This window comes from Dactylosporangium sp. NPDC049742 (assembly GCF_040674675.1).
GTDB lineage: Bacteria > Actinomycetota > Actinomycetes > Mycobacteriales > Micromonosporaceae > Dactylosporangium > Dactylosporangium maewongense.
This window is the reverse complement of sequence record NZ_JBFANF010000007.1, coordinates 105222-130854: the sequence shown is the minus strand read 5'-3', so window position 1 is coordinate 130854 and position 25633 is coordinate 105222. Positions and strand designations below refer to the sequence as shown.

General features: G+C 73.2%; 26 protein-coding genes. 15 read left to right on the top strand and 11 right to left on the bottom strand.

Annotation, left to right across the window (positions count from 1 at the left end; genetic code table 11):
- Window positions 1-66 precede the first annotated feature (66 nt).
- The 5 genes from AB0J72_RS12130 (at window position 67) to AB0J72_RS12110 (ending at window position 8042) form a co-directional block, all read left to right on the top strand.
- Window positions 67-2247, top strand: a complete 2181-nt coding sequence (locus tag AB0J72_RS12130) for a DUF4132 domain-containing protein (protein ID WP_363397846.1) — start codon at window positions 67-69, stop codon at window positions 2245-2247.
- Window positions 2248-2421: 174 nt separating this feature from the next.
- Window positions 2422-4800: a helix-turn-helix transcriptional regulator gene (locus AB0J72_RS12125; protein WP_363397844.1), complete on the top strand. Its 2379-nt coding sequence runs from the start codon at window positions 2422-2424 to the stop codon at window positions 4798-4800.
- A 405-nt stretch (window positions 4801-5205) separates the two neighbouring features.
- Window positions 5206-6303 carry an RNA-guided endonuclease TnpB family protein gene (locus AB0J72_RS12120; RefSeq protein WP_363397842.1) on the top strand — a complete coding sequence of 366 codons (1098 nt, stop codon included), beginning with the start codon at window positions 5206-5208 and terminating at the stop codon, window positions 6301-6303.
- A gap of 444 nt (window positions 6304-6747) precedes the next feature.
- Entirely contained in the window at window positions 6748-6921 is a 174-nt protein-coding gene (locus tag AB0J72_RS12115; protein ID WP_363397840.1) for a hypothetical protein, read from the top strand.
- 236 nt (window positions 6922-7157) lie between these two features.
- On the top strand, window positions 7158-8042 hold the full coding sequence (locus AB0J72_RS12110; RefSeq protein WP_363397838.1) for a GNAT family N-acetyltransferase: 885 nt from the start codon (window positions 7158-7160) through the stop codon (window positions 8040-8042).
- 7 nt (window positions 8043-8049) lie between these two features.
- Here AB0J72_RS12110 and AB0J72_RS12105 read toward each other — a convergent pair whose 3' ends face one another.
- Window positions 8050-8469, bottom strand: a complete 420-nt coding sequence (locus AB0J72_RS12105; protein ID WP_363397836.1) for a MarR family transcriptional regulator — start codon at window positions 8467-8469, stop codon at window positions 8050-8052.
- Between the two features lie 57 nt (window positions 8470-8526).
- On the opposite strand from AB0J72_RS12105, the gene AB0J72_RS12100 reads away from it, so the two are divergent.
- Window positions 8527-9360: an alpha/beta hydrolase gene (locus AB0J72_RS12100; protein ID WP_363397834.1), complete on the top strand. Its 834-nt coding sequence runs from the start codon at window positions 8527-8529 to the stop codon at window positions 9358-9360.
- Here AB0J72_RS12100 and AB0J72_RS12095 read toward each other — a convergent pair.
- The 3 genes from AB0J72_RS12095 to AB0J72_RS12085 form a co-directional block, all read right to left on the bottom strand.
- Window positions 9338-9802 (bottom strand): hemerythrin domain-containing protein, encoded by a 465-nt coding sequence (locus AB0J72_RS12095; protein WP_363397832.1) that lies wholly within the window; start codon window positions 9800-9802, stop codon window positions 9338-9340. The genes AB0J72_RS12100 and AB0J72_RS12095 overlap by 23 nt on opposite strands.
- 77 nt (window positions 9803-9879) lie before the next feature.
- The gene (locus AB0J72_RS12090; protein ID WP_363397830.1) at window positions 9880-11094 is read right to left on the bottom strand and encodes an NAD(P)-binding domain-containing protein; all 1215 of its coding nucleotides are present in this window, start codon (window positions 11092-11094) and stop codon (window positions 9880-9882) included.
- A 10-nt stretch (window positions 11095-11104) separates the two neighbouring features.
- Window positions 11105-11653 carry an OsmC family protein gene (locus tag AB0J72_RS12085; RefSeq protein ID WP_344499896.1) on the bottom strand — a complete coding sequence of 183 codons (549 nt, stop codon included), beginning with the start codon at window positions 11651-11653 and terminating at the stop codon, window positions 11105-11107.
- An 87-nt stretch (window positions 11654-11740) separates the two neighbouring features.
- Here AB0J72_RS12085 and AB0J72_RS12080 point away from each other — a divergent pair, with 87 nt between their 5' ends.
- From AB0J72_RS12080 to AB0J72_RS12070, 3 genes are read left to right on the top strand one after another with little or no spacing between them, the layout of a single operon-like run.
- Window positions 11741-12946, top strand: a complete 1206-nt coding sequence (locus AB0J72_RS12080; RefSeq protein WP_363397828.1) for a homoserine O-acetyltransferase — start codon at window positions 11741-11743, stop codon at window positions 12944-12946.
- Window positions 12943-14259, top strand: coding sequence for an O-acetylhomoserine aminocarboxypropyltransferase/cysteine synthase family protein (locus AB0J72_RS12075; protein ID WP_363397826.1), 1317 nt, complete (start codon window positions 12943-12945; stop codon window positions 14257-14259). The genes AB0J72_RS12080 and AB0J72_RS12075 overlap by 4 nt, the downstream gene beginning before the upstream one ends.
- Window positions 14259-14747: a CoA-binding protein gene (locus tag AB0J72_RS12070; protein ID WP_363397824.1), complete on the top strand. Its 489-nt coding sequence runs from the start codon at window positions 14259-14261 to the stop codon at window positions 14745-14747. The genes AB0J72_RS12075 and AB0J72_RS12070 overlap by 1 nt, the downstream gene beginning before the upstream one ends.
- 9 nt (window positions 14748-14756) lie before the next feature.
- Here AB0J72_RS12070 and AB0J72_RS12065 read toward each other — a convergent pair whose 3' ends face one another.
- Window positions 14757-15281: an RDD family protein gene (locus tag AB0J72_RS12065; RefSeq protein WP_363397822.1), complete on the bottom strand. Its 525-nt coding sequence runs from the start codon at window positions 15279-15281 to the stop codon at window positions 14757-14759.
- A gap of 109 nt (window positions 15282-15390) precedes the next feature.
- Between AB0J72_RS12065 and AB0J72_RS12060 the strand changes: the two genes are divergently transcribed.
- Both AB0J72_RS12060 and AB0J72_RS12055 read left to right on the top strand, forming a co-directional pair.
- The gene (locus tag AB0J72_RS12060) at window positions 15391-16389 is read left to right on the top strand and encodes a M48 family metallopeptidase (protein ID WP_363397820.1); all 999 of its coding nucleotides are present in this window, start codon (window positions 15391-15393) and stop codon (window positions 16387-16389) included.
- 7 nt (window positions 16390-16396) lie between these two features.
- Window positions 16397-16921 carry a zinc ribbon domain-containing protein gene (locus AB0J72_RS12055; protein ID WP_363397818.1) on the top strand — a complete coding sequence of 175 codons (525 nt, stop codon included), beginning with the start codon at window positions 16397-16399 and terminating at the stop codon, window positions 16919-16921.
- A gap of 17 nt (window positions 16922-16938) precedes the next feature.
- On the opposite strand, the gene AB0J72_RS12050 is transcribed toward AB0J72_RS12055, so the two are convergent.
- Together AB0J72_RS12050 and AB0J72_RS12045 are read right to left on the bottom strand one after the other, a co-directional pair.
- The gene (locus tag AB0J72_RS12050; RefSeq protein WP_363397816.1) at window positions 16939-19608 is read right to left on the bottom strand and encodes a CHAT domain-containing protein; all 2670 of its coding nucleotides are present in this window, start codon (window positions 19606-19608) and stop codon (window positions 16939-16941) included.
- Between the two features lie 64 nt (window positions 19609-19672).
- The gene (locus AB0J72_RS12045) at window positions 19673-20020 is read right to left on the bottom strand and encodes a MerR family transcriptional regulator (RefSeq protein ID WP_363397814.1); all 348 of its coding nucleotides are present in this window, start codon (window positions 20018-20020) and stop codon (window positions 19673-19675) included.
- Window positions 20021-20079: 59 nt separating this feature from the next.
- Between AB0J72_RS12045 and AB0J72_RS12040 the strand changes: the two genes are divergently transcribed.
- Both AB0J72_RS12040 and AB0J72_RS12035 read left to right on the top strand, forming a co-directional pair.
- Window positions 20080-20952, top strand: coding sequence for an NAD(P)-binding domain-containing protein (locus AB0J72_RS12040; protein WP_363397812.1), 873 nt, complete (start codon window positions 20080-20082; stop codon window positions 20950-20952).
- A 21-nt stretch (window positions 20953-20973) separates the two neighbouring features.
- Window positions 20974-21513, top strand: a complete 540-nt coding sequence (locus tag AB0J72_RS12035; RefSeq protein ID WP_363397810.1) for a hypothetical protein — start codon at window positions 20974-20976, stop codon at window positions 21511-21513.
- On the opposite strand, the gene AB0J72_RS12030 is transcribed toward AB0J72_RS12035, so the two are convergent.
- The gene (locus tag AB0J72_RS12030; RefSeq protein WP_363397808.1) at window positions 21461-22207 is read right to left on the bottom strand and encodes an SDR family oxidoreductase; all 747 of its coding nucleotides are present in this window, start codon (window positions 22205-22207) and stop codon (window positions 21461-21463) included. The genes AB0J72_RS12035 and AB0J72_RS12030 overlap by 53 nt on opposite strands.
- Before the next feature lie 40 nt (window positions 22208-22247).
- Window positions 22248-22640, bottom strand: coding sequence for a cupin domain-containing protein (locus tag AB0J72_RS12025; protein ID WP_363397806.1), 393 nt, complete (start codon window positions 22638-22640; stop codon window positions 22248-22250).
- Window positions 22641-22754: 114 nt separating this feature from the next.
- Between AB0J72_RS12025 and AB0J72_RS12020 the strand changes: the two genes are divergently transcribed.
- Window positions 22755-23321: a hypothetical protein gene (locus AB0J72_RS12020; protein WP_363397804.1), complete on the top strand. Its 567-nt coding sequence runs from the start codon at window positions 22755-22757 to the stop codon at window positions 23319-23321.
- A 111-nt stretch (window positions 23322-23432) separates the two neighbouring features.
- Window positions 23433-23927, top strand: a complete 495-nt coding sequence (locus AB0J72_RS12015; protein WP_363397802.1) for a hypothetical protein — start codon at window positions 23433-23435, stop codon at window positions 23925-23927.
- On the opposite strand, the gene AB0J72_RS12010 is transcribed toward AB0J72_RS12015, so the two are convergent.
- Both AB0J72_RS12010 and AB0J72_RS12005 read right to left on the bottom strand, forming a co-directional pair.
- Entirely contained in the window at window positions 23924-24694 is a 771-nt protein-coding gene (locus AB0J72_RS12010; protein WP_363397800.1) for a phosphotransferase, read from the bottom strand. The genes AB0J72_RS12015 and AB0J72_RS12010 overlap by 4 nt on opposite strands.
- Window positions 24691-25626 carry a 5,10-methylenetetrahydrofolate reductase gene (locus AB0J72_RS12005; protein ID WP_363397798.1) on the bottom strand — a complete coding sequence of 312 codons (936 nt, stop codon included), beginning with the start codon at window positions 25624-25626 and terminating at the stop codon, window positions 24691-24693. The genes AB0J72_RS12010 and AB0J72_RS12005 overlap by 4 nt, the downstream gene beginning before the upstream one ends.
- Window positions 25627-25633 lie beyond the last annotated feature (7 nt).

Here is a 25633-nt window from a genome sequence, read left to right as displayed (position 1 = left end):
GGTCGCCGGACCGGGCCGGGTGGCAGGACCACGCCGCCGGCGGGGACGAGCGGGGAGGCCGGGACGATGGCGGCAGGGCGGGTCGTGGTCGAGGGGCTGGTGTGCAAGGAGCCCGCCGGCATGGCGTGGGAGGACGGGGAGCGGGACCTGTGGTGGTCGCGGGCCGCGGCGCTCGAGCACGGCCTTGAGCGGCCCGACTGGGGTGCGGTGGCCGCCGGCGCGGACCGGGTGTCGGACCTGACGCCGCCGCAGGTGGTGTGGTTGTTCGCGAAGGGGCCGGAGGTGCCGGCGCGGGCGCTGCTCGGCAAGCTGGTGATGCTGCGGCACCGGCAGCGGGTCGATCTGTGCCGGGTGCTCGTGGCGCGGTTCGAGCTGGACGCGCTGCCGTTCGTGCGCGGCGAGGCGAAGGAGCACGCGGACGAGCTGGGTGCGCTGCTGCTGCCGTTCCGGGCGCCGGAGGTGGCCACGCTGGTGGCCGGGTGGCTGCGGCACCTCGGGTCCGCGCGGCTGTGGGCGCGGCTGTGGCTGGGCCGGCACGCCGGGACCGCGGCGCGGGCGCTGATCCCGGCCGCGGCGGGACGCTCCGCCAGGGAGCGGCAGCACGCCGAGGAGGGGCTGCGGTTCCTGGCCTCGATCGGGCACGGGCCGACGATCGCCGAGGCCGCCGCGGAGTACGGGCCGGACGTCGCCGACCTGGTCGCCGCCGGACTCGGGCAACCGGCGGCGCGGAGAGGGAAGCGGCCGGCGTGGACGCTGCCGGAGCGGCTGCCGGAGATCCGCCTGGCCGGTGGCGGGACGATGCCGCTGGACGAGGTCGCGCTGCTGGTCGACGGGCTGACCCGGTCGCGGCTGGCGGATCCGCCCGAGCCGCCGCCCGGCGATCCGGCCCCGCGGCGGGACCGTCCCACGTCGGGTGTGGAGTCGTCGAAGGCGCGGCAGCCGCTCGTACACCTGCCGGATCCGGAAACGGGTGCACGCATCGACGACTGTGACCGGGGGAGTCTGGCGGAGTTCGGTCGGGCGCTGCTGACGGCGTGGGTGGCGGACGGGATGCCGCCGGCGGAGGCGTGGGTCGTGCCGGCCCAGGCCCACGTCGGCGACGACTCCACAATGGACATGCTCGCGCCGCTGCGGCGGTCGTGGTCGCAGGGCGGCCGGTGGGAGCGGTCGGTCGAGGGGCTCGCAGTGCTGGCCACGGCCGGCACCGACGCGGCGCTGCGGCACCTGCTGGCGGTCGAGGAGCGGTTGTCGGCCGGGCCGACGAACGACCGGGTCGGCGACTACCTGGCGCAGGCCGCCGCGCGGCGCGGGATGACCGTCACGCAGCTGGCGGACCGGCTGGCGCCGGCGCACGGGCTGGACACCGGCGTCACCCTCGACTACGGGCCGCGCGCGTTCACGGTGGGCGTCGACGGGCACCTCACGGCGTTCGTCGCCGACGCCGACGGGCGGCGCCTCGCCCGGCCGCCGAAGCCGGGGGTCAAGGACACGAACCCTGAGGCGTACCAACACTTCCTGCGGCTGAAGAAGGACCTGCGGTCGACCGCGGCGGCGCAGGTCGCGCGCCTGGAACGGGACATGCTCGCGCGCCGGTTCCGGCCGGCCCGCGACCTCCCGGCGGTCGTCCTGCCGCACCCGGTGCTGGGGCCGATCGCGCGGCGGCTGCTGTGGGGCGAGTACGGGCCGCGCGACCACCTGGTCCGGGCGCTGCGGATCGCGGAGGACGGCAGCTTCACCGACCGTCACGACGCGACCGTGACCGTCGGCGGCGACGCGTGGCTCGGCGTCGTGCACCCGGCCGACCTCGGCGGGGACCTGGCCGGCTGGGTGCAGGTGTTCGCCGACTACGAGCTCTTGCAGCCGTTTCCGCAGCTGTACCGCCCAGCGATGGCGCTCACCGAGGCGCAGCGCGACATGACGAGCCTGACCGGGTTCGGGCCGGTGCCGGCGGACCGGATCGCGCACCTGCTGGGCGGCGCCCGGTGGCAGGGCAACGGATACCACCGGCAGCAGCGGCTGCACACGCAGCTCGCCCACCGGCTGCCCGGCGGCCTGACGGTGCTGGTCGAGCTGGACCCGGGGGTGGAGACGTCGGCCGTCACCGCCGTCCGCGAGCAGCGCGTCACCGAGATCTGGGCCGACGACTCGTGGTCGGACCACTGGCAGGTCGCGCGCCGCATCCCGATGGGGCGCTGCGACGCGGCCGCCCTGTCGGAGGTGCTCGCCGAGCTGTACGCCGTCACCTGAACCATCGCACACAGCAAGGACGGCACCGGTGCCCTCGTGTCACCGGTGCCGTCCTTGCTGGATTCATCGTCGCCGACGGGTGGCCGGACCTCCAGGACGTTGACCGGAACTTGGTCGGAACTTGTCGTACCGGAGGCATAGGGTGGCGGCAGCGGCAGAACACGCGGTCTGGGGATGGCGATGGTCGAGGTCGACGGGGCGTTCGGAGCGCTCGTGCGTGCTCACCGGCAGCGTCTGGGGCTGACGCAGGAGGAGCTGGCCACGAAGGCCGGCCTGAGCGTCCGCAGCATCGTCAAGCTGGAGGGCGGCCGGATCGGGGTGCCGCGGCCGCCGACGGTGCGGCTGCTGGCGCAGGTGTTCGGCCTGACCGGCGCCGACGCCGAGGACTTCCGCCGCTGCGCGGCCGGGGTCGCCGTCGAGCCGCCCGCCGGCGGTCGGGTGGGTGCCGGCCGGGTGCCGGCGCAGCTGCCGCCGGACGTGTCGGCGTTCACCGGCAGGGAGGCGCAGCTGGCCGCCCTCGACGCGCTGGCGGTCGCGGCCGCCGACCAGCCGACGGCGGTGTTCGTCGCGGTCGTGACCGGGCCGGCGGGCGTCGGCAAGACGGCCCTCGCGGTGCGGTGGGCGCACCACGTCCGCGACCGGTTCCCCGGCGGGCAGCTGTATGTCAACCTCCGCGGCTATGACCCGGCCCGGCCGATGGCCGCCGGCGACGCCCTCACCAGGTTCCTGACGGCGCTGGGGGTCGCCGCCGAGGACGTGCCGGTCGACGAGGACGACCGGGCCGCCCGGTTCCGCACCGAGGTGGCCGACCGCCCGCTGCTGCTCCTGCTGGACAACGCGTCGTCGGCCGAGCAGGTCCGGCCGCTGCTGCCCGGCACCGCGTCGTGCACGGTGCTGGTGACGAGCCGCGACACGCTGCCGGGGCTCGTCGCCGTCGACGGCGCCCGGCGGGTCGAGGTCGACCTGCTTACCGCCGGCGACGCCGAGGTCCTGCTGCGGCGGCTGATCGGGGCGCGGGCCCGGTCCGCGCCCGACGCCGTCGCCACCCTCGCCGAGCAGTGCGCCCGGCTGCCGCTGGCGCTGCGGGTCGCGGCCGAGCTGATCGCGGCACGCCCCGAGGCGACGCTGGAGGACCTGGTCGACGAGCTGCACGACCAGCGGCGCCGGCTCGCCGTGCTCGCCGCCGCAGAGGACCCCCGGGCGTCGGTGCCGGCGGTCCTGTCGTGGTCGGTGCGGCACCTGCCGCAGCCGGTCGCGCGGACGTTCGGCCTGCTGGGGCTGCATCCTGGCCCGGACTTCGACGCGCACGCCGCCGCGAGCCTGACCGGTGCCGGCCTGGCGGAGACGCGCGACGCCCTGGCGCTGCTCGTCCGGGCGCACCTCGCGCACCGGACCGGTCCGGGCCGCTTCGGCATGCATGACCTGCTGCGGGCGTATGCGGGCGCACACGCCGAGCAGCCGGCGGAGGCCCGCCGGCGGATGTTCGACTTCTACCGCGTGACCGCGGCGAGCGCCGTCGCCACGCTGTTCCCGCGTGGGCAGGTGGCGGCGGCGCCGTCGCCGGCCCTGCCGCCGGGCGACCGGGTCGCGGCCCACGCGTGGCTGGAGGCCGAGCGGGCGGCGTTGCTCGCGATCGTCGCCGAGTCCGCGACGAGCGGGCACCCGGCGCACACCATCGACCTGGCGGCGACCCTGGCGCGCCACCTCGTCGACGGGCCGCCCGCCGACGCGGTCGCCGTCCACGGTCTCGCCGCCGACGCGGCGCTCGGCGACCCGGCGAGGGAGGCGGCGGCCCGCGATGCCCTCGGCCTGGCGCTGCTGCGGCAGGGCCGGCCCGTCACCGCCACGGCGCAGTTCGACCGGGCGGAGGCCCTGTTCGCCGACCTCGGCGACCTCGCCGGTCAGGCCCGCGCCGCCTTCGGGCATGGCCTGGCCGAGGGGCAGCGGCACCGGCTCGAGGCCGCCGCCGCCAGGTTCGAGCGCTCGCTGCACCTGTTCGAGCAGGCCGGCGACCGCACCGGCGAGGCCCGCGCCCTCAACAACCTCGGCCTCGTCGAGGAGCGCCTGGGCCGTTTCAGTCCCGCCGAGGCGCACCAGCAGCGGGCGCTCATGCTGTATGAGCAGCTCGGCATCCTCCTGGGAGTGGCCGCCGCCCTGACCGACCTGGGCATCGTCGAGCACCGGCTCGGCCGGGCGGAGCAGGCCGCCGCGCACCACCGCCAGGCCCTGGAGCTGTTCCTCGACGGCCGCGACCGCCTCGGCGAGTCCTGGGCGCGCAACGGCCTCGGCGAGGCCGCGATGACCTTCGGCGACCCGTCCACCGCCCTCACCCACCACGCGGCCGCCCTCGCCGCCGCGACGATCGCCGCCGCCCGCGACCAGGAGGCCCGCGCCCACCTCGGCCTCGGCGACGCCCACGAGGCCCTGCACGACCTGTCCAGCGCCCGCGCCCACCACGAGGAGGCGGTCAGGCTGTTCACCGACCTCGGCATGCCCGAGGCCGACGGCCTCCGCACCCGCCTGACCCGCGCCCCCGAAGGAGGTCCCGGCTGACGACACCCGCCACGTGCTCGTCCATGCCGCCGTCACTGCGGGAGGCGTTCGGCGGCGCTGCCCTGATACAGAACGGGCACCGCCGCCGAACGCGTCCGCGACGCGGACCTGCACGCCCGTGACGTCACCTTCACCCGACGCGACCGTGGCAGGGGGCGCTCGACGGCAGGCCCTCGGGTGCGCGGCATGTCGCGGATCGAGCTCGTAGCGATCCCCCGGCGGGCTGCGGCGGCCTGCTGGAGATGGTCATCGGATTCCTTCCGTGGATACTCCGGCCTTCAGGCCGGGGAGGAAACGGAACTCCTGCGGAGCAGGGCAGGGAAAGCCGATCCGCCGCCAAGGCGGATCGGTGTTTGCCCGGGTGCCACCGCAAGGTTCACCATCCAGGCGGTTATCGTGTGAGCCGTGTCCGGGACGGTGAAGCGGGCGTTCAGGTACCGCTTCTACCCGACCCCTGGGCAGGCCGCCGACCTTGCTCGGACGTTCGGGTGTGTCCGACTGGTCTACAACCTGGCGTTGCAGGCCCGGACCGAGGCGTGGACGCTGCGCCGGGAACGGGTCAACTACCACGCCACGAGCGCGATGCTGACCGGCTGGAAGAGGACCGGGGAGCTGGCGTTTCTCAACGAGGTCTCCTGCGTGCCGTTGCAGCAGGCGCTGCGCCACGTGCAGGTGGCGTTCACGAACGTCTGGGCGAAGCGTGCCAGGTATCCGACGTTCAAGTCCAGGAAGCGGTCGCGGCGCTCGGCGGAGCACACGACCAGCGCGTTCCGCTGGCGCGACGGCCGGCTCACCCTGGCCAAGATGGCCGAGCCCCTGGACATCGTGTGGTCCCGGCCGCTGCCCGAGGGGGCTTCGCCGTCCACGGTGACCGTGTCGCAGGACACCGCGGGCCGCTGGTTCGTGTCGCTGCTCTGTGACGATGTGATCCCCGACGTTGCGGCAACGGGCGCGGTCGGTGTCGACGCAGGGCTCAACAGCCTGCTCTGCCTGTCCACCGGGGAGAAGGTCACCAACCCTGAGCATGAACGCCGGGACCGGGCCGCGCTCGCCCGCGCCCAACGCAACCTCGCCCGCAAGGAGAAGGGCTCCGCGAACCGGGCCAAGGCGCGGCTGAAGGTCGCCCGCGTCCACGCCCGGATCACCGACCGGCGCAGGGATCACCTGCACAAGCTGAGCACTCGGCTCGTTCGTGAAAACCAAACGATCGTGATCGAGGACCTGACGGTGCGCAACATGATCCGAAACCACCGCCTCGCCCGCGCCATCGGCGACGCGGCCTGGCGGCAGTTCCGCACCATGCTCGAATACAAGGCCGAATGGTACGGCCGGACCCTGGTCGTCGTGGACCGCTGGTTCCCGTCGTCCAAGCTGTGCTCGACCTGTGGTGCGCTCGCTGAGCGGATGCCGCTGCACGTGCGGTCGTGGACCTGCCGGTGCGGCACACCCACGACCGCGACGTCAACGCGGCCCGCAACATCCTCGCGGAGGGGCTCTCCGTGATTGCCTGTGGAGGCGGTGTAAGACCTCAACGAGAGTCCTCTCGGACGGGGCAGTCGTCGGTGAAGCAGGAACCCCCTGGGGTGACCCAGGGAATCCCCGCCCTCTAGGACGGGGAGGACTGTCAAGTAGCCAGAAGTCGTCCGGAGGGCCCGGACGTCGATCACGGACCGTTGGAGCAGCTCCACGATGGGTAGCGAGCGGCATTCAGGTCAGGCATGAGCGATGGCATGGCCGCCTGGCGTCCGGTCCGGCGGCGTGGCGATGATGTGACCATGACCGACTACGGCTCTTTGCTGGCTCGGATCGCGGCGAGGGCGGCCGAGGACGAGCCGATGCTGTCGCTCGCCGACCGGCCCGCTCCCTTGGGCGCCGAGGAGATCGACAGAGCCGAGCGCGCGCTGGATTCACGCTGCACCCGTCGACTGCCGCAGCGAGCAGGGCACGGTGCTGCTCTTCGAGCCGAACCCCGGCGTTCCAGACCTGGCGTGGTACGTCGATGCAACGAGCCTGGAGGCGTGGTTCGAGGCCTACGTCGGCCGCACCGGCTGGTGGGACATGCTGGAGAACGGCGACGAGCCCGACATGCAGCCCTGGCCCGACTTCAAGGCGAGAGCCTGACGACAGGGCCGCCATCCCGTCCGCCAAATGCTTCACCGAAGCCTCACACAAACAGCGCGGTGGAGCGGTTCTCGACGGCCTGGTCGCTGCGTGTCGGGGCGATGCCCGGCCCGTAGTGCGAGCACAGCATCGGGGCGACCTGCAGGAAGAGATTCAGGATCTTGGTTGGCTGAGGGGCACAATGGTGTGTGATCAGTCGAGTGGGGGCGGCCGACGTTCGGCTCTTCGATCGGGCGATGGCCGAGTTCGGGGTGGTGCCGGGTGGGGGCCGGGCGTTTCTGGGCAGTCCGGGCGCGTTGGCCTTCGTGGCCTCTGACGGTGCGGAGGTCCTCGGTTGGTGCTGGGGTTATCACCTGATCCGGCCGGATGCGTCCTCGATGCTGTACCTGCATCGGCTGGAGGTGGCGCGGGAGTATCGCCGGCGGGGGGTCGGCAGGGCGTTGTTGCGGGCGTTCATGGCGGCCGGTGTGCGGGCCGGTGCCAGCAGGATGTTCTTGACGACGGGTGAGGCGAATGCCGCGGCCCGGGCGCTGTACGAGTCGCTGGGCGGTGGTCTTGCCGCGCAAGGTCCCACGGTCAGCTACTGGTTTCCGCTGCGGCCGGACGCGGCGGCCGGTCAGCTGCCTGACTGCCGGGGCTTGCTGCTCACCGGTGTCGCCGGGGTGGGGAAGTCGACCGTGGCGGACGCGGTCGGACGGGTGCTGACCGGGGCCGGTCACGTCACGGCGGTCGTCGACACGGACCTGTTGGCGCAGTTCGGGCCGCGTGCGGGAGGCTATGACGAGCTCAAGTGCGCCAACCTGGCCTCGGTGTGGGCGAACTTCAGGGCCGCCGGCGCGCGGTTCGTCGTCGTCGCGGCGATCGTCGACAGCGTGGCCCAGCGGGAACGGTATGAGGAGAGCCTCGCGGGCTGTGCCGTCCGGGTGGTCAGGTTGACCGCTGATGTCGGCACCGTCCGCGACCGCCTGTACCGACGAGACGCCGGGTCGAAGCTCGAACAACACCTGCGGGCGCTGGACCGGCCACCGGTCGCGACCGCCGTCGAGGACTTCACGGTCGCGAACGACCGCACCCCCGCCGAGATCGCCACGGAGATCCTCGTCCAGGTGGGATGGGTGTAGCCAGCGGTCAGCGGTGAGGGCGGAGGTGGCGGGCCACGGTTTCCAGTGCGGTCAGGACCTCGGTGAGGGCCGCCGGCTCGTCGGTGCTGAGGGCGGCGGCGACCGTCGGGGCGATGTCGATGGCGGCGACCTCGCGCTGGCGGGCGGTGGGGTTGGGGTTGCGGGCGAGGAGCTGGCGGCGGCGGTCGGCGGGGTCCGGCTCGGCGAGCACGGAGCCCGCCTCGCGCAGGCGGGCCACGGCGCCCGAGACCGCGCTCTGGGGGAGGCCGGTCCGGGCGGCGACCTCGCCGACCGTGGTGCCGGGGTGCTCGTACACGTCGGACATGACGATGACGACGGTGCGTTCGCCGCCGCTGGTCGACGGCAGGGCCTGCTCGCCGAGCTTCATGAGCGTGCGGCCGAGCAGCATCAGTTCCACGGGACCCATGTGAGGCAGAGTACATCATTCTTGATGCATCAGAAATGATGTATTACGTTGGGCGGCATGGACACCTCAGTGAAGGTCGACGGAGCCCGGATCCACTACGACGTCATCGGCCGCGGGCCGGTGCTGCTGGTCGCGCAGAGCGGGGAGGGCGACGCCGGCAGGACCGTCGACCTGGTCGGTCACCTCGCCGGGCGGTTCACGGTCGTGACGTACGACCGGCGGGGGCTGTCCCGCAGCAGGCCCGACGACCCGGCCGCCCCGGTGTCGGTGCGGCAGCACGCCGACGACGCGGCCGCCGTGCTGCGGCAGGTCACCGACGAGCCGGCGCTGATGCTCGGGCTCAGCCTCGGCGCGGTCATCGGCCTGCACCTGATCGCCGCGCATCCCGGCACTGTCGGCACGCTTGTCGCGCACGAGCCGATCGCGCTGCGGTTCCTGACCGCCGCCGAGGAGGCCGCGGCGCGGGGGGGCCTGGAGAGTGTCCGGCGGGTGCACCGGGAGCAGGGCTGGCGGGCTGCGGCGGCGCGGGTCGCCGCGGTGCTCGGGATCGACCCGCGCGCACAGGAGACGGAGCCGGGAATCACCCCGTTCCCGTTCACCGAGGCGCGGGCCGCGAACTTCGACTACTTCCTCACCAACGACCTGGCGGCGGTGCTCGCCGACGGCCTGGAGCTCCGCGACGTGCCGAAGGCCGCGCACGTCATCCCGGCCGTGGGGCGGACCAGCCCGCGGGACGGATTCGACTACCTGGCGGCGCAGGCGCTCGCCGTACACCTGGAAACCCCGGCGCACAGCTTCGCCGGTGGCCACAACGGCAACCTGACGCACCCGCGCGCGTTCGCCGAAGGGGTGTGCGAGGCCCTGACGGTCAGGACGGCGGCCCGCCGGTAGCGTCGCGGAACTCGAAGACCCCGGCGGACCAGCCGGTGTCCGGGGTGGCGTCGAGGGCGGCGCTGATCGTGCGCTCCTCGAACCGGAAGTGCGACTCGAGGATCGCCGCCAGGCCGTCGAGCTCTCCGGCGAGCGAGTCCGTCGAGGGGCCCCGCAGGAGGTCGGTGATGCGGGTCAGGATCCACGCGATCATCTCGTGGTCCTCGACGAGCTTGGCGACCGTGCCGGTCAGGTCGGGGCGCTCCCGCAGCAGGTCGGCGAACATGCCGGCGTCCTCGCCCTGGTGGTGCGCGGCCACCGCGGCGCAGAACGCGAGGCAGTGCGTGGTGAGCGTGCCGGGGGAGCCGGCCCTGAGGGTGGCGAGCTGCCGCCGCAGCTCCTGGTGCGCCTGCTCGAGCTGGAGGCTGAACGCGACCGCCCGGTCGCCGTGCTGGGATGCCATGGAATGGCCGCCCTTCGATCCCGCACCTCCATGCCTGACGCAGACCGTCACCGGCACGCGATGCTGGACCCATTCAATCAGGGGCGCGCCGCCAGGTGGTCGGCGAGGTGGGAGACGACGAAGCGGGCGTCGTCCTCGATGCCGTGGATGAAGGTGGACTTGCGTCGGCGCAGGACCGGCAGGCCGAGGGCGTAGAGGCCGGGGCTGGGCAGGACGCCGCCGTCGTGGTCCAGGTTGCCCTTCGGGTCGAGGACTGGGACGTCGAGCCAGTCGTACGCGGGACGGAAGCCGGTCGCCCACACGACGCTGCGGATCTCGCCGGAGGTCAGGTCGAGGTGCAGCCGGGAGGTGGCCGGCACCCGGGTCGGGGGCAGCGGCTCGATCGGCGGGAGGCCGGCGAAGGCGTCGAACCCCCGCAGCAGGCGCTGCTGCTTGAGGTCGGCGAGGGAGAACACGTTGCGCAGGCCGCCGGAGAACAGTGCGCGGCCGTCGCGGAGCCCGGCCCAGCGGCCGACGAGCTGGACGCCGAGGTCGGTGAGGGCGTTGAGGTCCAGCGTCGAGCGGTCCGGCGTGCCGGCGAGCTGCGGCGACGGCAGCCGGCGGGCGCGGGTGAGGTCGTCGATCTCGTCGTGGCGCTGGTCCCACACCCCGGAGGCGTCCATCCACCAGAGGATGTCGCGGTCGCGGTACGTGCGGGGCAGCCGCGTGTGCTCCCCTACGGCGAGGGTCACCGGCCGGCCGGAGCGCTGCAGCTCGGCGGCGAGCTGCACGCCGGTCGCCGAGGCACCGACGACCAGGACGCCGCCCTCCGGGAGCTTGGACGGCCCGGAGTAGTCGAAGGGCGTGAACTGCTCGACGTCACCGGGGACCGCCGAGGCGAGCGCCGGCACCACGGGCCGGTTGCAGGCGCCGCTCGCGATGACCACGGTCCGGCAGCGGAACAGGCCCTGGTCGGTGACCACGTGATACCCGTCGTCGACCCGCCGCACCGAGGTCACCGTGGTGCCGGTGCGGACGGGAGCGGCGGTGACGGCGGCGAAGCGCTCGATGAAGTCGACCACTTCGCCCATCGTCATGTACCCGTCGGGGTCGGCGCCGTCGTAGGCGGACCCGGGCAGGCGGGTCAGCCAGTTGGGCGTCAGCAGCCGCAGGGAGTCCCACCGCTCGCGGCGCCACGAGTTGGCGACCTCGCCGCGCTCCAGCACGACGTGGTCGATGGACCGCTCGCGGAGGAAGTGACTGGCGGCGAGGCCGGCGTGCCCTGCGCCGATGACGACGGTGGTGACGTTCAACGTGGCGGCCTCAGGCCACTTCGACCGTGACGTCGGTGGGGTTGGTCAGCGCGTCGAACACCGCGGACCGCTTCTGCGACTGCGCGACGAGCGCCTGGATGTCCTCCTTCGACGCGTCGGCGTCGATGGTGAACGTCACCTTGATGTCGTTGAAGCCGTTGCGGACGTCGGCGTCGGCGCCGAGGATGCCGCGGATGTCGTGCTTGCCCTCGACGACGGCGTCGACGGAGCGCAGCTGGATGCCGCGGTTCTGCGCGACCGACGCCACGCCCGCGGTGAGGCAGCCGGCGAGGCCGACGAGCAGGTACTCGATCGGGGTGATGCCGTTGTCCTCGGCGGCGAAGACCGCGGGGTGGTCGGCGTCGAACACGGACTCGTTCTTGTGGCTCTGCTCCTGGCCGAGGCCGTAGAACTGCTGGACCCGCGTGGTGCTGTGCACGCCGTGGTCCCACTTCGAAGTCGCCCGCCAGGTGAACTGCGCGGCCTCGGGCGCGCTCTGCAGCGCGGTGCGCGCCTCGAGCAGGGCCTGCACGTTGACGCCGTTCTCAACCGTGGTCATCGGATGACGCTCCCTTCAAACAGCCATATTCCCCATCGGGATGGTTGACAGTACATCGGCTTCGCGGCGACGGCTATGATCGCCACCATGAGTTCAGCCTCGACCCGCGCCGCCGGCTCGGTCGGCGTCGTCGAGACCCAGTATGCCGACCTGCCCGGACCGGTCCAGCTTGACTGCGGCCAGGAGCTGTCCGGGGTTCGTGTCGCATATGAGACGTACGGGACGCTGAGCCCGCAACGGGACAACGTGCTCCTCGTCTGCCACGCGCTGAGCGGCGACGCGCACGCGGCGGGGGAGTCCAGCGGGCCGAGGGAGAGCACCCGCGACGGCTTCGGCGCCGAGGACCGCGACGGCTCGGCCGGCAAGGGTCTCGGTTGGTGGGACGGGATGATCGGCCCGGGCAAGGCGTTCGACACCGACCGGTACTTCGTCGTGTCGACGAACCTGCTCGGCGGCTGCGCGGGCACCACCGGCCCCTCGTCGATCGACCCCGGGACGGGCCGGCCGTTCGGCGCCGACTTCCCCGTGATCACGGTCGCGGACATGGTACGGACCGAGCGCGCCCTCCTCGACGTGCTCGGCATCGAGCGGCTGGCCGCGGTCGCCGGAGGGTCCCTCGGCGGGATGCAGGCGCTGCAGTGGGCGGTGCTCTACCCCGACCAGGTCGACGCGGTCGTGATGATCGCCAGCACGCACGCGCTGCACCCGCAGGGCCTGTCGTGGAACGCGATCGCCCGCGACTCGATCATGCGCGACCCGGACTGGCAGGGCGGGCAGTACTACGGCACCGGCCGGAAGCCCGACGCCGGCATGGGCGTGGCGCGGATGGTCGGTCACGTCACCTACCTGTCGCAGGCGTCGATGGGCGACAAGTTCGGCCGGCGGCTGCAGCACGCCGACGACATCCGCTACACGATCACCGACGCCGAGTTCCAGGTGGAGAGCTACCTGCGGCACCAGGCGGAGACGTTCGTGCGGCGCTTCGACGCCAACACGTACCTCTACACCTCGCGCGCCCTGACCTACTTCGACCTAGCCCGCCAGCACGGCGAGGGGTCGCTGGAGCGGGCGCTGGAACACGTGCGGGCCCGGACGCTGCTGATCGCGTTCACGTCCGACTGGCTGTACCCGCCGCAGGCCTCGCAGGAGATCCACGACGCCCTGGAGAGCACGGGCAAGCCCGTCGAGCTGCACGTCATCGACGCGCCGTACGGGCATGACTGCTTCCTGCTGGAGGAAGCCCGGCAGACGCCCCTGATCCGCGCATTTCTGAACCTGGAAGAGGCACCGTGACCGACAAGCCCCTGCGGGCCGAGGAGGCCCGCGAGTTCGGGTTCGAGACCCGGCAGCTGCACGCCGGGCAGCGCCCCGACCCCAACACGGGCGCGCGGGCCGTGCCGATCTTCCAGACGACCAGCTACGTCTTCGAGGACCCCGAGTCCGCCGCCGCGTACTTCAACCTGCAGGAGTACGGCAACACGTACAGCCGCATCATGAACCCGACCGTCGCGGTCTTCGAGGAGCGGGTCGCGAACCTCGAGGGCGGCAGCGGGGCGGTCGCGTTCGCCAGCGGGATCGCGGCGCAGGCGGCGGCGCTGTTCACCCTGCTGCAGCCCGGTGACCACGTGGTGTCGTCGTCCGCGCTGTACGGCGGGACCGTCAACCAGTTCAAGCACCTGCTGCGCAAGATGAGCGTCGAGGTGACCTGGGTCGACCCGGACGACACCGACGCCTGGGCGAAGGCCGTCCGCGACAACACCAAGGCGTTCTTCGGCGAGACGATCGGCAACCCGTCGGGCAACGTCCTGGACATCGAGACCCTGGCCCGCATCGCGCACGAGCACGACCTGCCGCTGGTCGTCGACAACACGTTCGCCACGCCGTACCTGTGCCGCCCGATCGAGTGGGGCGCCGACATCGTCATCCACTCGGCGACGAAGTTCATCGGCGGGCACGGCACCAGCATCGGCGGCGTCGTGGTCGAGGCCGGCACGTTCAACTGGTCCAACGGGCGCTTCCCGGTCGTCGCGGACCCGTCGCCGGCGTACCACGGGCTGCAGTTCCACGAGACGTTCGGCACCTACGGGTACCTCATGAAACTGCGTGCGGAGACGCTGCGCGACCTGGGTGCGGCGCTGTCGCCGTTCAACGCGTTCCTGTTCCTGCAGGGCCTGGAGACGCTGTCGCTGCGGATGGACCGGCACGTCGCCAACGCCCGGCGGGTCGCTGCGTTCCTGGCGGCGCACGACCTGGCCGCGAACGTCACCTACCCCGGGCTGCCCGGCAGCCGGTACCGTCCGCTGGTGGACAAGTACCTGCCGCTGGGCGCGGGCGCGGTGTTCTCCTTCGAGTGCGCCGGCGGCCGCGAGGGCGGGCAGGACCTGATCCGCGGCGTGCAGCTGTGGTCGCACCTGGCCAACGTCGGCGACGCGAAGAGCCTCATCATCCACCCGGCGAGCACCACGCACCGCCAGCTCAGCGACGACGAGCTGCGCGCGGCCGGGGTCGCGCCGGGCACGGTGCGGCTGTCGGTCGGCACCGAGTCGGTCGACGACCTGATCTGGGACCTGGAGCAGGGCTTCGCGAACGTCAAGGCAGGTGGCTGATGACCTCCCTCGATCTCAACTCGTACCAGGACCCGCTGACGATCCAGCGGGTGCTGCACGGCGCCCGGACGATCGCGATCGTCGGGCTGTCCGGCAACGAGCTGCGGGCCAGCCACTTCGTCGGCTACTACCTCAAGCGGCACGGCTACCAGGTGATCCCGGTCAACCCGCGCGAGCCGCGGATCCTCGGCGAGACCAGCTACCCGAGCCTGACCGACGTGCCGGTCCCGGTGGACATCGTCAACGTGTTCCGCGCCCCCGACGCGCTGCCGGGCATCGCCCGCGACGCCGTCGCGATCGGCGCGGGGTCGCTGTGGACCCAGTTCGGTGTCATCAACGCCGAGGGCGCCCGGATCGCGGCCGACGGCGGCCTGACGGTGATCATGGACCGGTGCCTGAAGGTCGAGCACGCCCGCTACGTGGGGCGCATGCACTGGCTCGGCTTCAACACCTCCCGCATCACGTCGGTGCGCGGCGGCCTGCAGTAACGGCGGCTGTCACCGGCCCAGCGCGCGCTGTGCGAGAGCACGCCACCGCGGCTCGCCGGCCGCGCCGCGTGCCATCACGGCTGAGTTCCGGGTGGACACGACGAACGTGGCGGCGACGTGGTCGTGCCAGCCGCGCTTCCACGGTCCCGGGTCCAGCAGTGGCGACAGGTAGAACAGCAGCCCGCCGAGGCCGCACGACAGGCAGCCGGCGATGGTCAGGAAGAACGTCCTGCTGAACGCGGAACCCCACCCGGGCTCGTCGCCGTCGAGGCGGACGACCCGCAGCCGCATCACCCGTTTGCCGATGGTTTCGCCGTACGCGCCGAGCATCACGAACTCGTAGCCGCACAGCACCCCGAAGGCCGGCACGGCCAGCATCGCCGGCAACCGGCTGCCGTCCCCGAGCAGCAGCACCGCCAGACCCAGCACCAGCACCGCCCCGGCCAGCACCCCGGTGTCGATGAGCCGCGCCACGGCCCGGTCCCGGACCGTCGCCGGCGCCATCGGCGGCCCCACCTCCACGTCCCCGATCATGCCAGCGACCTGGTCCGGCGTCCCCCGAACGGGTCATCCCGGGCGGCGAGCGCCGAGCGGTCCGTCAGATGTGCCCGTGGGGACGGGACCGAACGAATCGGGTGATGGGATGACGACGTTTTCCGCGAGCGACCTGCTGCATCCGGCCGACGAGTCGGCGCGGCGCCATCTGGAGTCGATGAGCGGGCTGCAGAACGCGGTCAAGACGTACCACAAGAACTTCAGCGAGCGGCTCATCCGCAACGGCCAGCTCGCGGAGGCGCTCCGGCTCGGGCCGCACCAGCTGCCGGAGATCTACCGGCTGCTGCCGCCGATCTGCGAGGCGTTCGGGATCGAGGAGCCCGAGCTGTACCTGGCGCTCGGGCCGGTCAACGCGTTCACGACCGGCGCGACCAGGACGTCCATCACGCTGTACAGCGGGCTGCTCGACCACCTGTCGCCGGACGAGATCGAGGCGGTGATTGCGCACGAGTGCGGGCACATCCTGTGCCAGCACATGCTGTTCCACTCGATGGCGCAGTTCATCGAGCTCACCGTCAAGGTCGGCAGCGCCGCCAACATCCCGATCGCCTCCGCGGTGCTCAGCGTCGCCTCGCACCCGCTGCGGATGGCGCTGAGCAACTGGAGCCGCAAGAGCGAGCTGTCGGCGGACCGGGCGGCCGCGGCGTACATGGGCAGCGCCGACGCCATCACCCGGGTCATGTTCCGGTTCGCGGGCATCCGGCACGACTCGCGGTACACGCAGAACATCCAGCCCTTCGCCGACCAGGCCCTCGAGTACGAGGCGCTGCGGGAGTCGAAGTGGGACCGGTTCCTGCAGTGGCAGATCAGCCAGTCCTCGACGCACCCGCTGCTGGCGGTGCGGGTCAGGGAGATCCAGAGCTGGGTCGGCACGCCGACGTTCGCGAACCTCGCGGCGCTGGCGGCGAGCGTGCGGTCGGCGCCGCGCTGCCACAGCTGCGGCGGGCGGACCCAGCCCGGCTGGCGGCACTGCCAGCGCTGCGGCACGACGCTCATCTACGGGGGCGCGCCCGCCGTGGCCGCCACGGGCCCCATCCCCGGGCAGCCGGTGCCGCAGGCCGGGGTCCAGCCGGCCTGGAAGCGGTGAACCGGCGATGGGCGTGTTCAAGAGCGAGCGGCGCTTCTGGCTCGACGCACCGATCGACCCGGCGCCGATCGTCGCCGACGTGACCCGGCACTTCGAGGGCGCCGGCTACCAGGTCGTGTCGGCGCGGACCGGGGCCGGCGCGTGGGACGTCGACGTCACCCGCACCGGCATGTTCCGCACCGTGGCGGGCATGCGGACCGCGTTGAAGATCAGGCTCGAGTGCGACGAGCAGGCGCTGGTCGCCCGGGCCGGCGTGGGAGTGCTCGGCCAGCAGGCGCTGCCGACGCTGATCTCGGCGTTCGTGTTCTGGCCGGTGATCCTCACGCAGGTGTGGGGCGTGGTCCAGGCCGCGCGAATCGACAACGACGCGATCAGGGTGATCGAACGCAGCGTCGAGCACCGCAAGGCCCTGCCGCCGCCCGCACCGGCGGCGCCCGGCCAGCCGCCGGCGAACGGCTGCGCCCGGTGCGGGCAGGTCAACGACACCGGCAGGTTCTGCACCAACTGCGGGGCGCCGCTGCCGGTCGGGTGACGCACCGCCGGGCGGCGTCAGGACGTGGCGCGCAGCTCGGCCTGCATGGCGCTCAGCAGGTCCATCAGGTCGGCCGCCGCCCCGCCCGCCGAGCGGGGGATGCCGTCGCCGAGGTCGACGTGGGTGGGTGGCGCCCCGGCGATGCTGGCGACGGAGCGGAACGTGCGCCCGGGGAACGCCCGGTAGGGGACCGCGATCACCACCGAGCCGCGGTCCTTGTCCAGCCAGTACAGCGCCGCGTCGGTGAGGAGCAGCCCCGCGCCGACCGGCAGCCGCCCGACCGCGAGGGTCTGCTCGCGGTCGGCGATGCCCGCCGTGTTGCGGATCGCCCGTTCGAGGCGGCTGCGGGCGGCGGGTGCGACCTGCATGCCCGCGATCGCGCCGGTACGGGCCGCGACCACGGCATCGATCAACGCCGCCGGCGGCGCGGCCGGTGACTGCGGCGCCGCGGGCATCGGCGGCGCCTCGTCCGGCAACGGCAGCGCATACCCGTACGGCGGCGTGCTCGTGTACGGCGTGCTCGTGTATGGCGTGCTTGGGTGCGGCGTGCTCGTGTACGGCGGCGGGCTCGTCAGCGGCGGCGTGGTCGTGTGCGGAGGGCTCGTCAGCGGCGGCGGGTCTACGGGCGGCGGTGTGTGGGTGCGGGGCTGCGCCGGTGGTGGCTCCATGGGCGGCATCCATGGTGTGGCCGGCTCCGGCTCGTCCGGCGGCGTCGCGATGGGCTCCCAGAGGTCGCCGGGGACGCCGATGGCGAGCTTCGCCTCGGCCTGCATGATCAGCTGCGGGATGCCGCGCGTGGTGTCGAGGATCCTGCGGCACCGGGCCCGATCGCCGCCGGGACCCGCCTGCCCGGACCGGTGCTCGCCGGCGCGGGCCGGCAGCAGCCCGCTCAGGCCGGGCAGCTCGCGCATCAGCTGCAGCGACTCGATCAGGTCGAGGCCCAGGAGCCGGTGCCGGCACACGTCGGGACGCTGGAGATCGACCGGGGCGACCCGGCTGGTCAGGATCACCCGCGACTCGCCGCGGTGCCCGATGAGCGCGCCGATCAGGTCCGCCCAGCGCGGGTCGCGCCAGCGGCCTTCCGGGGTGAGCAGGCTCTCCAGGCCGTCCAGCACGATCAACAGGCCCCGGTCCGCGAGGAGCTTGGTCAGCTGCGGCAGGAACGCGTGCAGGCGGGCGACCGACTCGGCCGCCTCGGCCATGGCGAACCCGTACGGCTGCAGCTGGCGCTCCAGCGACTGGGCCAGGCCGAGGAGCGCGTCGGCGAACCCTTCCGGTGGCGGCGCGGCCCAGTACGCGGAGGCGGCGAACGTGTCGTGGCGGCCGTAGGCGAGCTCCAGGGCGCACGCGGTCTTGCCGACGCCAGCCTCGCCGTCGAGCAGCACCGTGGTGAACCCGCTGCCCGCGGACAGGGCACGGCCGGCGGAGATCAGCACCGCGGTGCGGCCCACGAAGGACTCCGGCTCGGCCGGGAACCCCGCCATCGGCGCCTGCGCCGGGTCGAGCACGGGCCCGGCGGCCGGCGGCACCAGCGGCAGCGCGGCGGTCGCCGCGCCGTGCAGCGTCGGGACGGCGATCGAGATCGCGGGCCGGTCGGGCGTCGGCGTGGTGCCCGCCGCCGCCGGCACCGCCCGGGCGACCGCGGCGGCCACGGGCAGCTCGAACGTGAACAGCCCGGTGTAGACCTCGCGGGCCAGCGCGATGGCGTACTCGTCGCTCACCGGGAACCGCATGGCCAGCACCGCGGCGCCGAGCTCGCGCGCGATCACGTGCGCCAGGCTGCTGCCGGCCCACCGGACCGGGCCGCGCTCCGTCCCTGGCAGACCCCACCCGGCGAGGTCCCGGCCGGAGGGGCCACCGTCCGGGTCGCCCGGGTCACCGGCCAGGCCGGCCCAGGCCGCCGCCTCCGCCAGGCCGGCGCCCGACTCGCAGGCCGACAGCACCACCAGCTTCAGCTGGTTCTTCCCCGGGCGCAGCAGCTCGACGAGATCGTCGGTGCCGACGAGGTCACGGCCGCCGGTCTCGGACTCCAGCACGAGGCCGCCCGCGGTGCCGTGCGCCGAGATGTGCAGGACGTCCGGCCCCTGGCGCAGCCACATCTTGTCCTGCAGCTCCTGGCGGGTCGCGCCGTACTGCAGCACCTCCAGGTCGATCGCCTTGCGCTCGTGCGCCGCCAGCCGGCGGACGAGCCGGCTCAGCGCGAACCGCTCGTGCCGCAGCGCCAGCGCCGTGGTCGCGGTCGGCTGGCTGAACACCGCCAGCATCCGCAGCCGCGCCCCGACCGGCCGCTTGTCCTGCCCGGCGCCCGCTGCCCGGAACACCAGGGCGATGTCGCCGCGGGCGGCCAGCGGTACACCGGCGACGTGCGCCAACTCGAGCGGCCCTGGATCGACCGGCGGCGCCGCCTCGACCCACACGGTCGCGGGCCGCGCCGCCACGATCGCCCGGCCGATGCCTTCCCCGAGCACCTCCCGGCCCAGCCACTCCGCGAACCCGTCGAGAACCGCGGACCCGCCCCCGCTCCCGTGGCGCACCAACCGGTGCAGGTCGTCCATCCCGGCGGCCTGCCAAGCCGACCGGTCGACCCTGACGGTGTGATCGCCGAGCACGTTGCCGGCGGTGTCGGTCAACAGCCACCGCCACGCATGCCGGCCGTCCACGTCGATCGCCTTGAGGATCAGTTCCATCACGGACCAACGTAGAGGACGGCGCCTCACGCGCGACAGTCCCCGATCGCACCGCGCGCGCCCGTCAGGGGCCCTGGATGAGGCGGTCCAGGATGGCGCGGGCGGCGGCGAGCTTCTCGATGGACCGGGTGATCCGGTCGCGCTCCTCGGCGAGCCCGTCGAGCAGCTCCGGGCAGGTGGGAGCGAGCACGGTCGTGTCGTCCGGGACGCAGGGCAGGATCTCGGCGATCACGGTCGTGCCCAGGCCGGCGGAGAGCAGGAGCTGGATGTGCCCGACGGTGTGGACCGCCCGCTGGTCGTAGTCGCGGTAGCCGCTCGCGCGGCGGGTGGGGTGCAGCAGGCCCTGCTCCTCGTAGTAGCGCAGGGCTCTCGGCGTGGTGCCGGTCCGGCGGGCGAGCTCGCTGATCCGCATGCCCTGCACTGCATCAGGACTTGACCTTCACGTCAACGTGAACGTTTACGGTCGGCGGCGTGACAGACACCGACATCGCGATTCTCGGGCTCGGGCCGATGGGCCGGGCACTCGCCGCGGCGGCGCTCGCCGCCGGCTGTTCCACAGTGGTCTGGAACCGGACGCCGCAACGCGCGGCGTCGCTCGTCGAGCAGGGCGCGGTGCTCGCGCCGTCGGTCGGCGACGCGGTAGCCGGGGCCAGGGTCACCGTCGCATGCCTGCTCGACTATTCCGCGGTCCGGGCGTGTGTGGCGCCCGTACGGGACCGCTTCGGGGGCACTCTCGTCAACCTGAGCAGCGGGCCCGCCGCGCAGGCACGCGCCATGGCGGACTGGGCCGGGCAGCACGGCATCGACTACCTCGACGGCGCGATCCTCACGCCGGCGCCGACGATCGGGACCCCCGCCGCGACGGTGCTCTACAGCGGCGCCCGCGGCTCGTACGAGCGGAACCGCCGCACCCTCGAAGCCTTCGGCGGGACGGGTGTCCACCTCGGCGAGGACGCCGGCGCGGCGGCGGCCTACGAGATGGCGCTGCTCGACGTGTTCGCCATGTCGGTCGGCGGGCTCGCGCACGCGTTCGCGCTGGCCATGGCGGAGGGCATCGAGCCGGCCGCGTTCGCGCGCTTCGCCAGGGGCATCGGCGCCATGCTGCCCGGCATGGCCGACCGCTTCGCCGACCAGCTCACCGAGGGCCGCTTCCCCGCCGACATCTCCAGCATCGCGTCCGCCGGCTCCGCGGTGGCCCACGTCGCCGACGCCGCCACGGCCCGCGGCATCGACGCCGCCCCGCTGCGCGCCGTCCAGCGCATCGTCGACCGCGCCGTCGCCGCGGGCCACGGCGGCGACAGCTACGCCCGCCTCGCCCAGCTGCTCCGCGAGCCCGTGACCTGACCGGGGCGCTATGGTGCGCCGGTGCGTGATGCGGACCGCCGGCTGCCGGTGGAGGTGGTGTCGGCGCTCGTCGAGCACGGGCACCTGGACGAGCTCCGCCGGCACGCCGACGCCGGCGACTGGGACTGCGGGCGGGCGCTGGCCGAGCACCTGGTCGAGCGGGCCGAGCCGGCCGCGGCCGCCGACGTGCTGCGCCCGTTCGCCCACGGTGGGCTCTGGGCGGCGGTGGAACTGCTCACCGAGCTGCTCGTCCGGCGCGGGCGGAAGGATGAGGCGGCCGAGGTGCTGCGGGCGGCCGCGCTCGACGGCGGTGGGCAGGACAGGACCCCCGACGGCACGGCTGGCTCGATCGAGGGCGGCGGGCCCTGGCCGGACGAGACCGGCACGCGGATGGCGGTCCGGCTCGTCCGGGAAGGGCGCGTCGCTGAGGCCGTCGACCTCGTGCGCGCGCCGGTGGACGCGCGCGCGGCGGTCGAGCGGGAGCTGGACGCGGTGTTCTGGCAGCGGTTCAGCGGACAGGGACGCGGGCGGACCAGTCCTCGAAGCGGGTCGGGGCGATGACAACGCCGGGGCGGGGGATGAGGGCGTCGCCCGGGACGGCGGCGAACAGGCCCGCCGAGCTGTCCGTGATGACCGGGCGGGGGTCGTGGTGGGCGGCGAGGGCGAGACGGCCCAGCGCGTCGAGGGAGAAGACGTCGGGGCCGGCGACCTCCCGGGTGCCCCGCAGCGGCGCTCCGACGCTGACGTCGGCGACGGCGCGGGCCACGTCGTCGGCGGCGATCGGCTGGATCGGGGTGGGCGGCAGGTGCACGGCGTGCTCGTCGGAGGTCCACGACATCACCGTGTCGATGAACTCGAAGAACTGGGTGGCGCGGATGATGGAGTACGGCACCGGGGCGGACTTCAGGATGTCCTCCTGCGTGACCTTCGCCCGGTAGTAGGCGAGGTTGGGCACGCGGTCGATGCCGACGATCGACAGCAGCACCACGTGGCCGACGTCCTCGGAAACGGCCGCCCGCAGCAGGTTGTCCATCGTGGTGCGGAAGAACGCCGCCGCACTGTCGTCGAACGTCGGCGAGCTGGTCACGTTGATCACGACGTCGGCGCCGCGCAGGCCTTCGGTGACGCCCCGGCCGGTGAACAGGTCGAGACCGGTGGACAGGGCGTGCGGCACGGCCCGGTGGCCGCGCGAGGTGAGGATGTCGACCACCCGTGAGCCGATGCGGCCGGTGCCGCCGATCACAGCGATGTGCATGATGTCCTCCCTACAAGGCGTTCCTACAAGGCGTTCGGAGTCAGGACTGCCTGGACAGTGTCCGGAGCTCGGACTCGTCGACGAGCGTCAGCATGGGCTCGCCGGGGGTGCAGAACATGGTGACGATGAAGCGGAGCGGGACGTCGTCGCGGTTGTTGCCGTCCTGGAAGTGGATGACGTCGCCGCCCGGCTCCCAGAACGCCTCCCCGGCCTTCACGACCCGAGGCGGCGAACCTTGCAGCTCGAACAGCATCTCGCCCTCGAGGACGTAACCGAAGGCGGGCCCGGGGTGCCGGTGGGGCGGTGTGCCGGGGTCTCCCGGCGGGAACTCCACCAGGACCGTCATCTCGTGCGCGTCGGCCGGGATCCACGGCGGTGTCGCCTCCTGGACGACGGTGAGCGCCGACTGCCAGGCATCAGAGTGAGCCTTCATGCCGGCGCTCTACCCGGCCAGGCCGGGACCACACAAGCCGCCTGCGAGAGGGTGAGGCCGAGCCGTCCCGCGCCGCAGTAGCGTCGGACCTGGCTACCTCGGAAGGGATTCGTGATGTCCTCAACCGCAATCCTGATCGTCGCCATCATCGTCGTGCTCGTCATCGCGCTCATCGCGGTCGGCCTCAGCCGGCACCGTCGCACCAATGAGCTCAAGCAGCAGTTCGGGCCCGAGTACGACCGGGCGATCGGCGAGCAGTCGAGCCGCCGCGCGGCCGAGCGCGATCTGCAGCAGCGCCAGCGCCGCCACGACGAGCTGGACCTCAAGGAGCTCGATCCTCAGCAGCGGCAGCGGTACGCGGAGCAGTGGGAGCGCATGCAGGCCCACTTCGTGGAGGAGCCGGAGGCGGCCACCCGCGAGGCCGACGACCTGGTGACGAAGGTGATGCACGAGCGCGGATACCCGACCGGGGACTTCGACGTCCGGGTCCAGGACCTCAGCGTCGACCACGCCGAGACGCTCGGCCACTACCGCGAGGCCCACGAGATCAACCAGGTGAACGAGCGTGGGCAGGCGTCGACGGAGCAGCTCCGCCAGGCGCTGATGCACTACCGCCTGCTGTTCGCCGAGCTGCTCGGCGAACCCTCGGGCGGCGGCCGGCCGATCCCCGGACACGGCTGAGACAAAGGCACGGCTGAGACAAAGGCACGGCTGAGACACAAGGTACGGCTGAGACACAAGGAACCACAAGGAACCACAGGGAACCGCTGAGACGCAGGGATGCAAGGAGGCGTGACCGTGATCCGAGACGACAACGTTCCCGTCGGTGGGGGCCAGGCACCACAGCCACCCGGGGCGTTCCAGACGCCGCCCGCGACACCGCCGCCCACGACCACCACGAGCGCGGGCGAGCCGGCCGCGCCGCAGCAGACCACCACGAGCGCAGCCGCGCCGGCCGGGCCGCAGACCACCACCGCCGCGCCGCCGCAGGGCACCACCGCCGCGCCGGAGGGCGTCCGCGACCTGAGCATCTGGGACACCGGCAAGGCCGACGAGTTCCGGCACCGCTGGCACGACGTGCAGACCCACTTCGTCGAGGACCCCCGCGGCAGCGTCACCGAGGCGCGCCAGCTGGTCGACGAGGCCATGCAGGCCCTGTCCGCCAGCGTCAACGAGCGCGAGGACCAGCTCGAACGCGCCGGCGCCCGGTCCTCCGACAGCACCGAGGGGATGCGCGACACGGTCCTGCGGTACCACCAGCTGCTGGACCGGATCCTGACGGTCTAGAACGAGGCGAGCTCGGCGGCCGCCGTCTCCAGCGTCGCGTCGGTCCCGTGTGCCAGCATCCGCACGAACGTGGCGTCGCCGGCCGCCGCGGCGCGACGGACCTCCTCCGCCATGGCGAGGACCCGCCGGCGTACGACGCCGACGAAGTCGCCGGCCGGGCCGGGCCACCCGTACGCGTCGAGGAACAGTCGCAGCCGGCGCGGCCGGTCGGCGAACGCCGTGAAACCCTCCGCCGCCACGACGTGCCGCGCGTGCAGCGGCACCCAGCCGAACGCGACCGACGCCAGGTCCTGCTCGACCGTGGCGGGCGCGGCGAGGTCCCAGTCGAAGAACCCGGCCAGCCGCCCGCCGGACCAGACCGCGTTGTACGGCGCGGCGTCGTTGTGCGCGATGACGAGCCCTGGCCGCCAGACGCTCCCGTCGCGCCAGACCGCGCCGTCCGGCGGCACGAACGTCGCGACGGCGGCGTGGTAGTCGCGCAGCCAGGCGGCCACCTGCCGCAGCGCGTCGTCGCTGTGCACCCAGTCCGGCCACGGCCGCTGCGCGCCGACGACCGTGCCGGGCAGGAAGGACAGCACCTCCCGGCCCTGGTCGTCGAGGCCGAGCGCGCGCGGCGCACGGTCGAACCCGGCGGCCTCCAGGTGCCGCAGCAGCAGGTGTACGGCCGGCGTCCACACCCCCACGGCCCGCCGGACGGTGTCGCCCACGCGGACCGCGCCGTTGTCGAACCCGCCGGCGAGGCGCTGCCCGTCGCCTCCAGCGGTCAACGGCGCTCCCGCAGCAGCGCCGCGACGTCGGCCGCCAGGCGGATCGTGGCCTCGATCTCGGCGCGGCGGATCGAGACGCTCTCGACGTTGAAGCCGTACGGCATGCCGAGGTGCTCGCAGAAGTCGGCGAGGTCCCGGGCGATCGCCATGGCCTGCCGGTAGGACTCGGCGAGCGGGTCGTCGGAGAAACGAATCGAGTTCTGCAGCCAGCGGGGCACGTCGACGCCCAGCCAGCGGACGAACTCGAGCGTCTTGAGCGACCCGCACAGCGAGAGCGTGAAGACGACGGTCCGCGGCGCCGTCCCCCGCTCCCGGCACGCGTAGAAGTAGTCGGAGAGCAGGTTCTTGGTGTCGTTCACGTGGTACACCACCTGCGAGACGAAGAACGAGCAGCCGCGCTCCTGCTTGGCCAGCATGCGCAGGTGCTCTTCGCCGCCGCGGGTGTGCCGCTCGCCGATGACCACGGCACCCAGCGGCAGGTCGGGGCGGACCTCCTGCCGCACGGCCTGGGCGCGGCGCATGTCGGTGCGCACCGACTTGTCGCCCGACGACGCGCCGACGAAGACGCTGAGGACCCGGTTCGTGTCGGCGTGCCGCAGCCAGTCGGCGAGGTCGTCCTCGCGGTACTTGCCGACGCAGCGGTAGATGATCGTCGGCTTGTCCCAGCCGCCGAGGTGCTCCGCGTGGAACACGGCCGGGTCCATCGTCGGCAGATACGGGAACGGCCGCTCGTCGGGGTTGCGGTCCGACTCGTCGTCGATGTCGTACAGGATGAGGCCGTCGACGTCGAGCCCGGCGAGCCGGTCGAGCGTCACCGCGGCGATCTCCTTGACCCGCGCGTCGCTCTCGCTGCGCCGCGGCGGTGTCAGGCTGAACAGCAGGATCCCTGACCGCGCCTCCGCCAGCTTCTGGTGCAGACCACTTCCAGACATCCCATCA

Excerpts from the sequence above, each read along its gene's own strand:
- AB0J72_RS12070 (WP_363397824.1), top strand. The coding sequence starts at position 14,259 with ATGACCTCCCTCGATCTCAACTCGTACCAGGACCCGCTGACGATCCAG.
- AB0J72_RS12105 (WP_363397836.1), bottom strand. The coding sequence starts at position 8,469 with ATGGGTCCCGTGGAACTGATGCTGCTCGGCCGCACGCTCATGAAGCTC.
- AB0J72_RS12045 (WP_363397814.1), bottom strand. The coding sequence starts at position 20,020 with ATGCGGATCAGCGAGCTCGCCCGCCGGACCGGCACCACGCCGAGAGCC.
- AB0J72_RS12080 (WP_363397828.1), top strand. The coding sequence starts at position 11,741 with ATGAGTTCAGCCTCGACCCGCGCCGCCGGCTCGGTCGGCGTCGTCGAG.
- AB0J72_RS12055 (WP_363397818.1), top strand. The coding sequence starts at position 16,397 with ATGGGCGTGTTCAAGAGCGAGCGGCGCTTCTGGCTCGACGCACCGATC.
- AB0J72_RS12110 (WP_363397838.1), top strand. The coding sequence starts at position 7,158 with ATGGCCGAGTTCGGGGTGGTGCCGGGTGGGGGCCGGGCGTTTCTGGGC.
- AB0J72_RS12130 (WP_363397846.1), top strand. The coding sequence starts at position 67 with ATGGCGGCAGGGCGGGTCGTGGTCGAGGGGCTGGTGTGCAAGGAGCCC.
- AB0J72_RS12125 (WP_363397844.1), top strand. The coding sequence starts at position 2,422 with ATGGCGATGGTCGAGGTCGACGGGGCGTTCGGAGCGCTCGTGCGTGCT.
- AB0J72_RS12085 (WP_344499896.1), bottom strand. The coding sequence starts at position 11,653 with ATGACCACGGTTGAGAACGGCGTCAACGTGCAGGCCCTGCTCGAGGCG.
- AB0J72_RS12060 (WP_363397820.1), top strand. The coding sequence starts at position 15,391 with ATGACGACGTTTTCCGCGAGCGACCTGCTGCATCCGGCCGACGAGTCG.
- AB0J72_RS12095 (WP_363397832.1), bottom strand. The coding sequence starts at position 9,802 with ATGGCATCCCAGCACGGCGACCGGGCGGTCGCGTTCAGCCTCCAGCTC.
- AB0J72_RS12020 (WP_363397804.1), top strand. The coding sequence starts at position 22,755 with ATGTCCTCAACCGCAATCCTGATCGTCGCCATCATCGTCGTGCTCGTC.
- AB0J72_RS12025 (WP_363397806.1), bottom strand. The coding sequence starts at position 22,640 with ATGAAGGCTCACTCTGATGCCTGGCAGTCGGCGCTCACCGTCGTCCAG.
- AB0J72_RS12065 (WP_363397822.1), bottom strand. The coding sequence starts at position 15,281 with ATGATCGGGGACGTGGAGGTGGGGCCGCCGATGGCGCCGGCGACGGTC.
- AB0J72_RS12030 (WP_363397808.1), bottom strand. The coding sequence starts at position 22,207 with ATGCACATCGCTGTGATCGGCGGCACCGGCCGCATCGGCTCACGGGTG.
- AB0J72_RS12100 (WP_363397834.1), top strand. The coding sequence starts at position 8,527 with ATGGACACCTCAGTGAAGGTCGACGGAGCCCGGATCCACTACGACGTC.
- AB0J72_RS12005 (WP_363397798.1), bottom strand. The coding sequence starts at position 25,626 with ATGTCTGGAAGTGGTCTGCACCAGAAGCTGGCGGAGGCGCGGTCAGGG.
- AB0J72_RS12050 (WP_363397816.1), bottom strand. The coding sequence starts at position 19,608 with ATGGAACTGATCCTCAAGGCGATCGACGTGGACGGCCGGCATGCGTGG.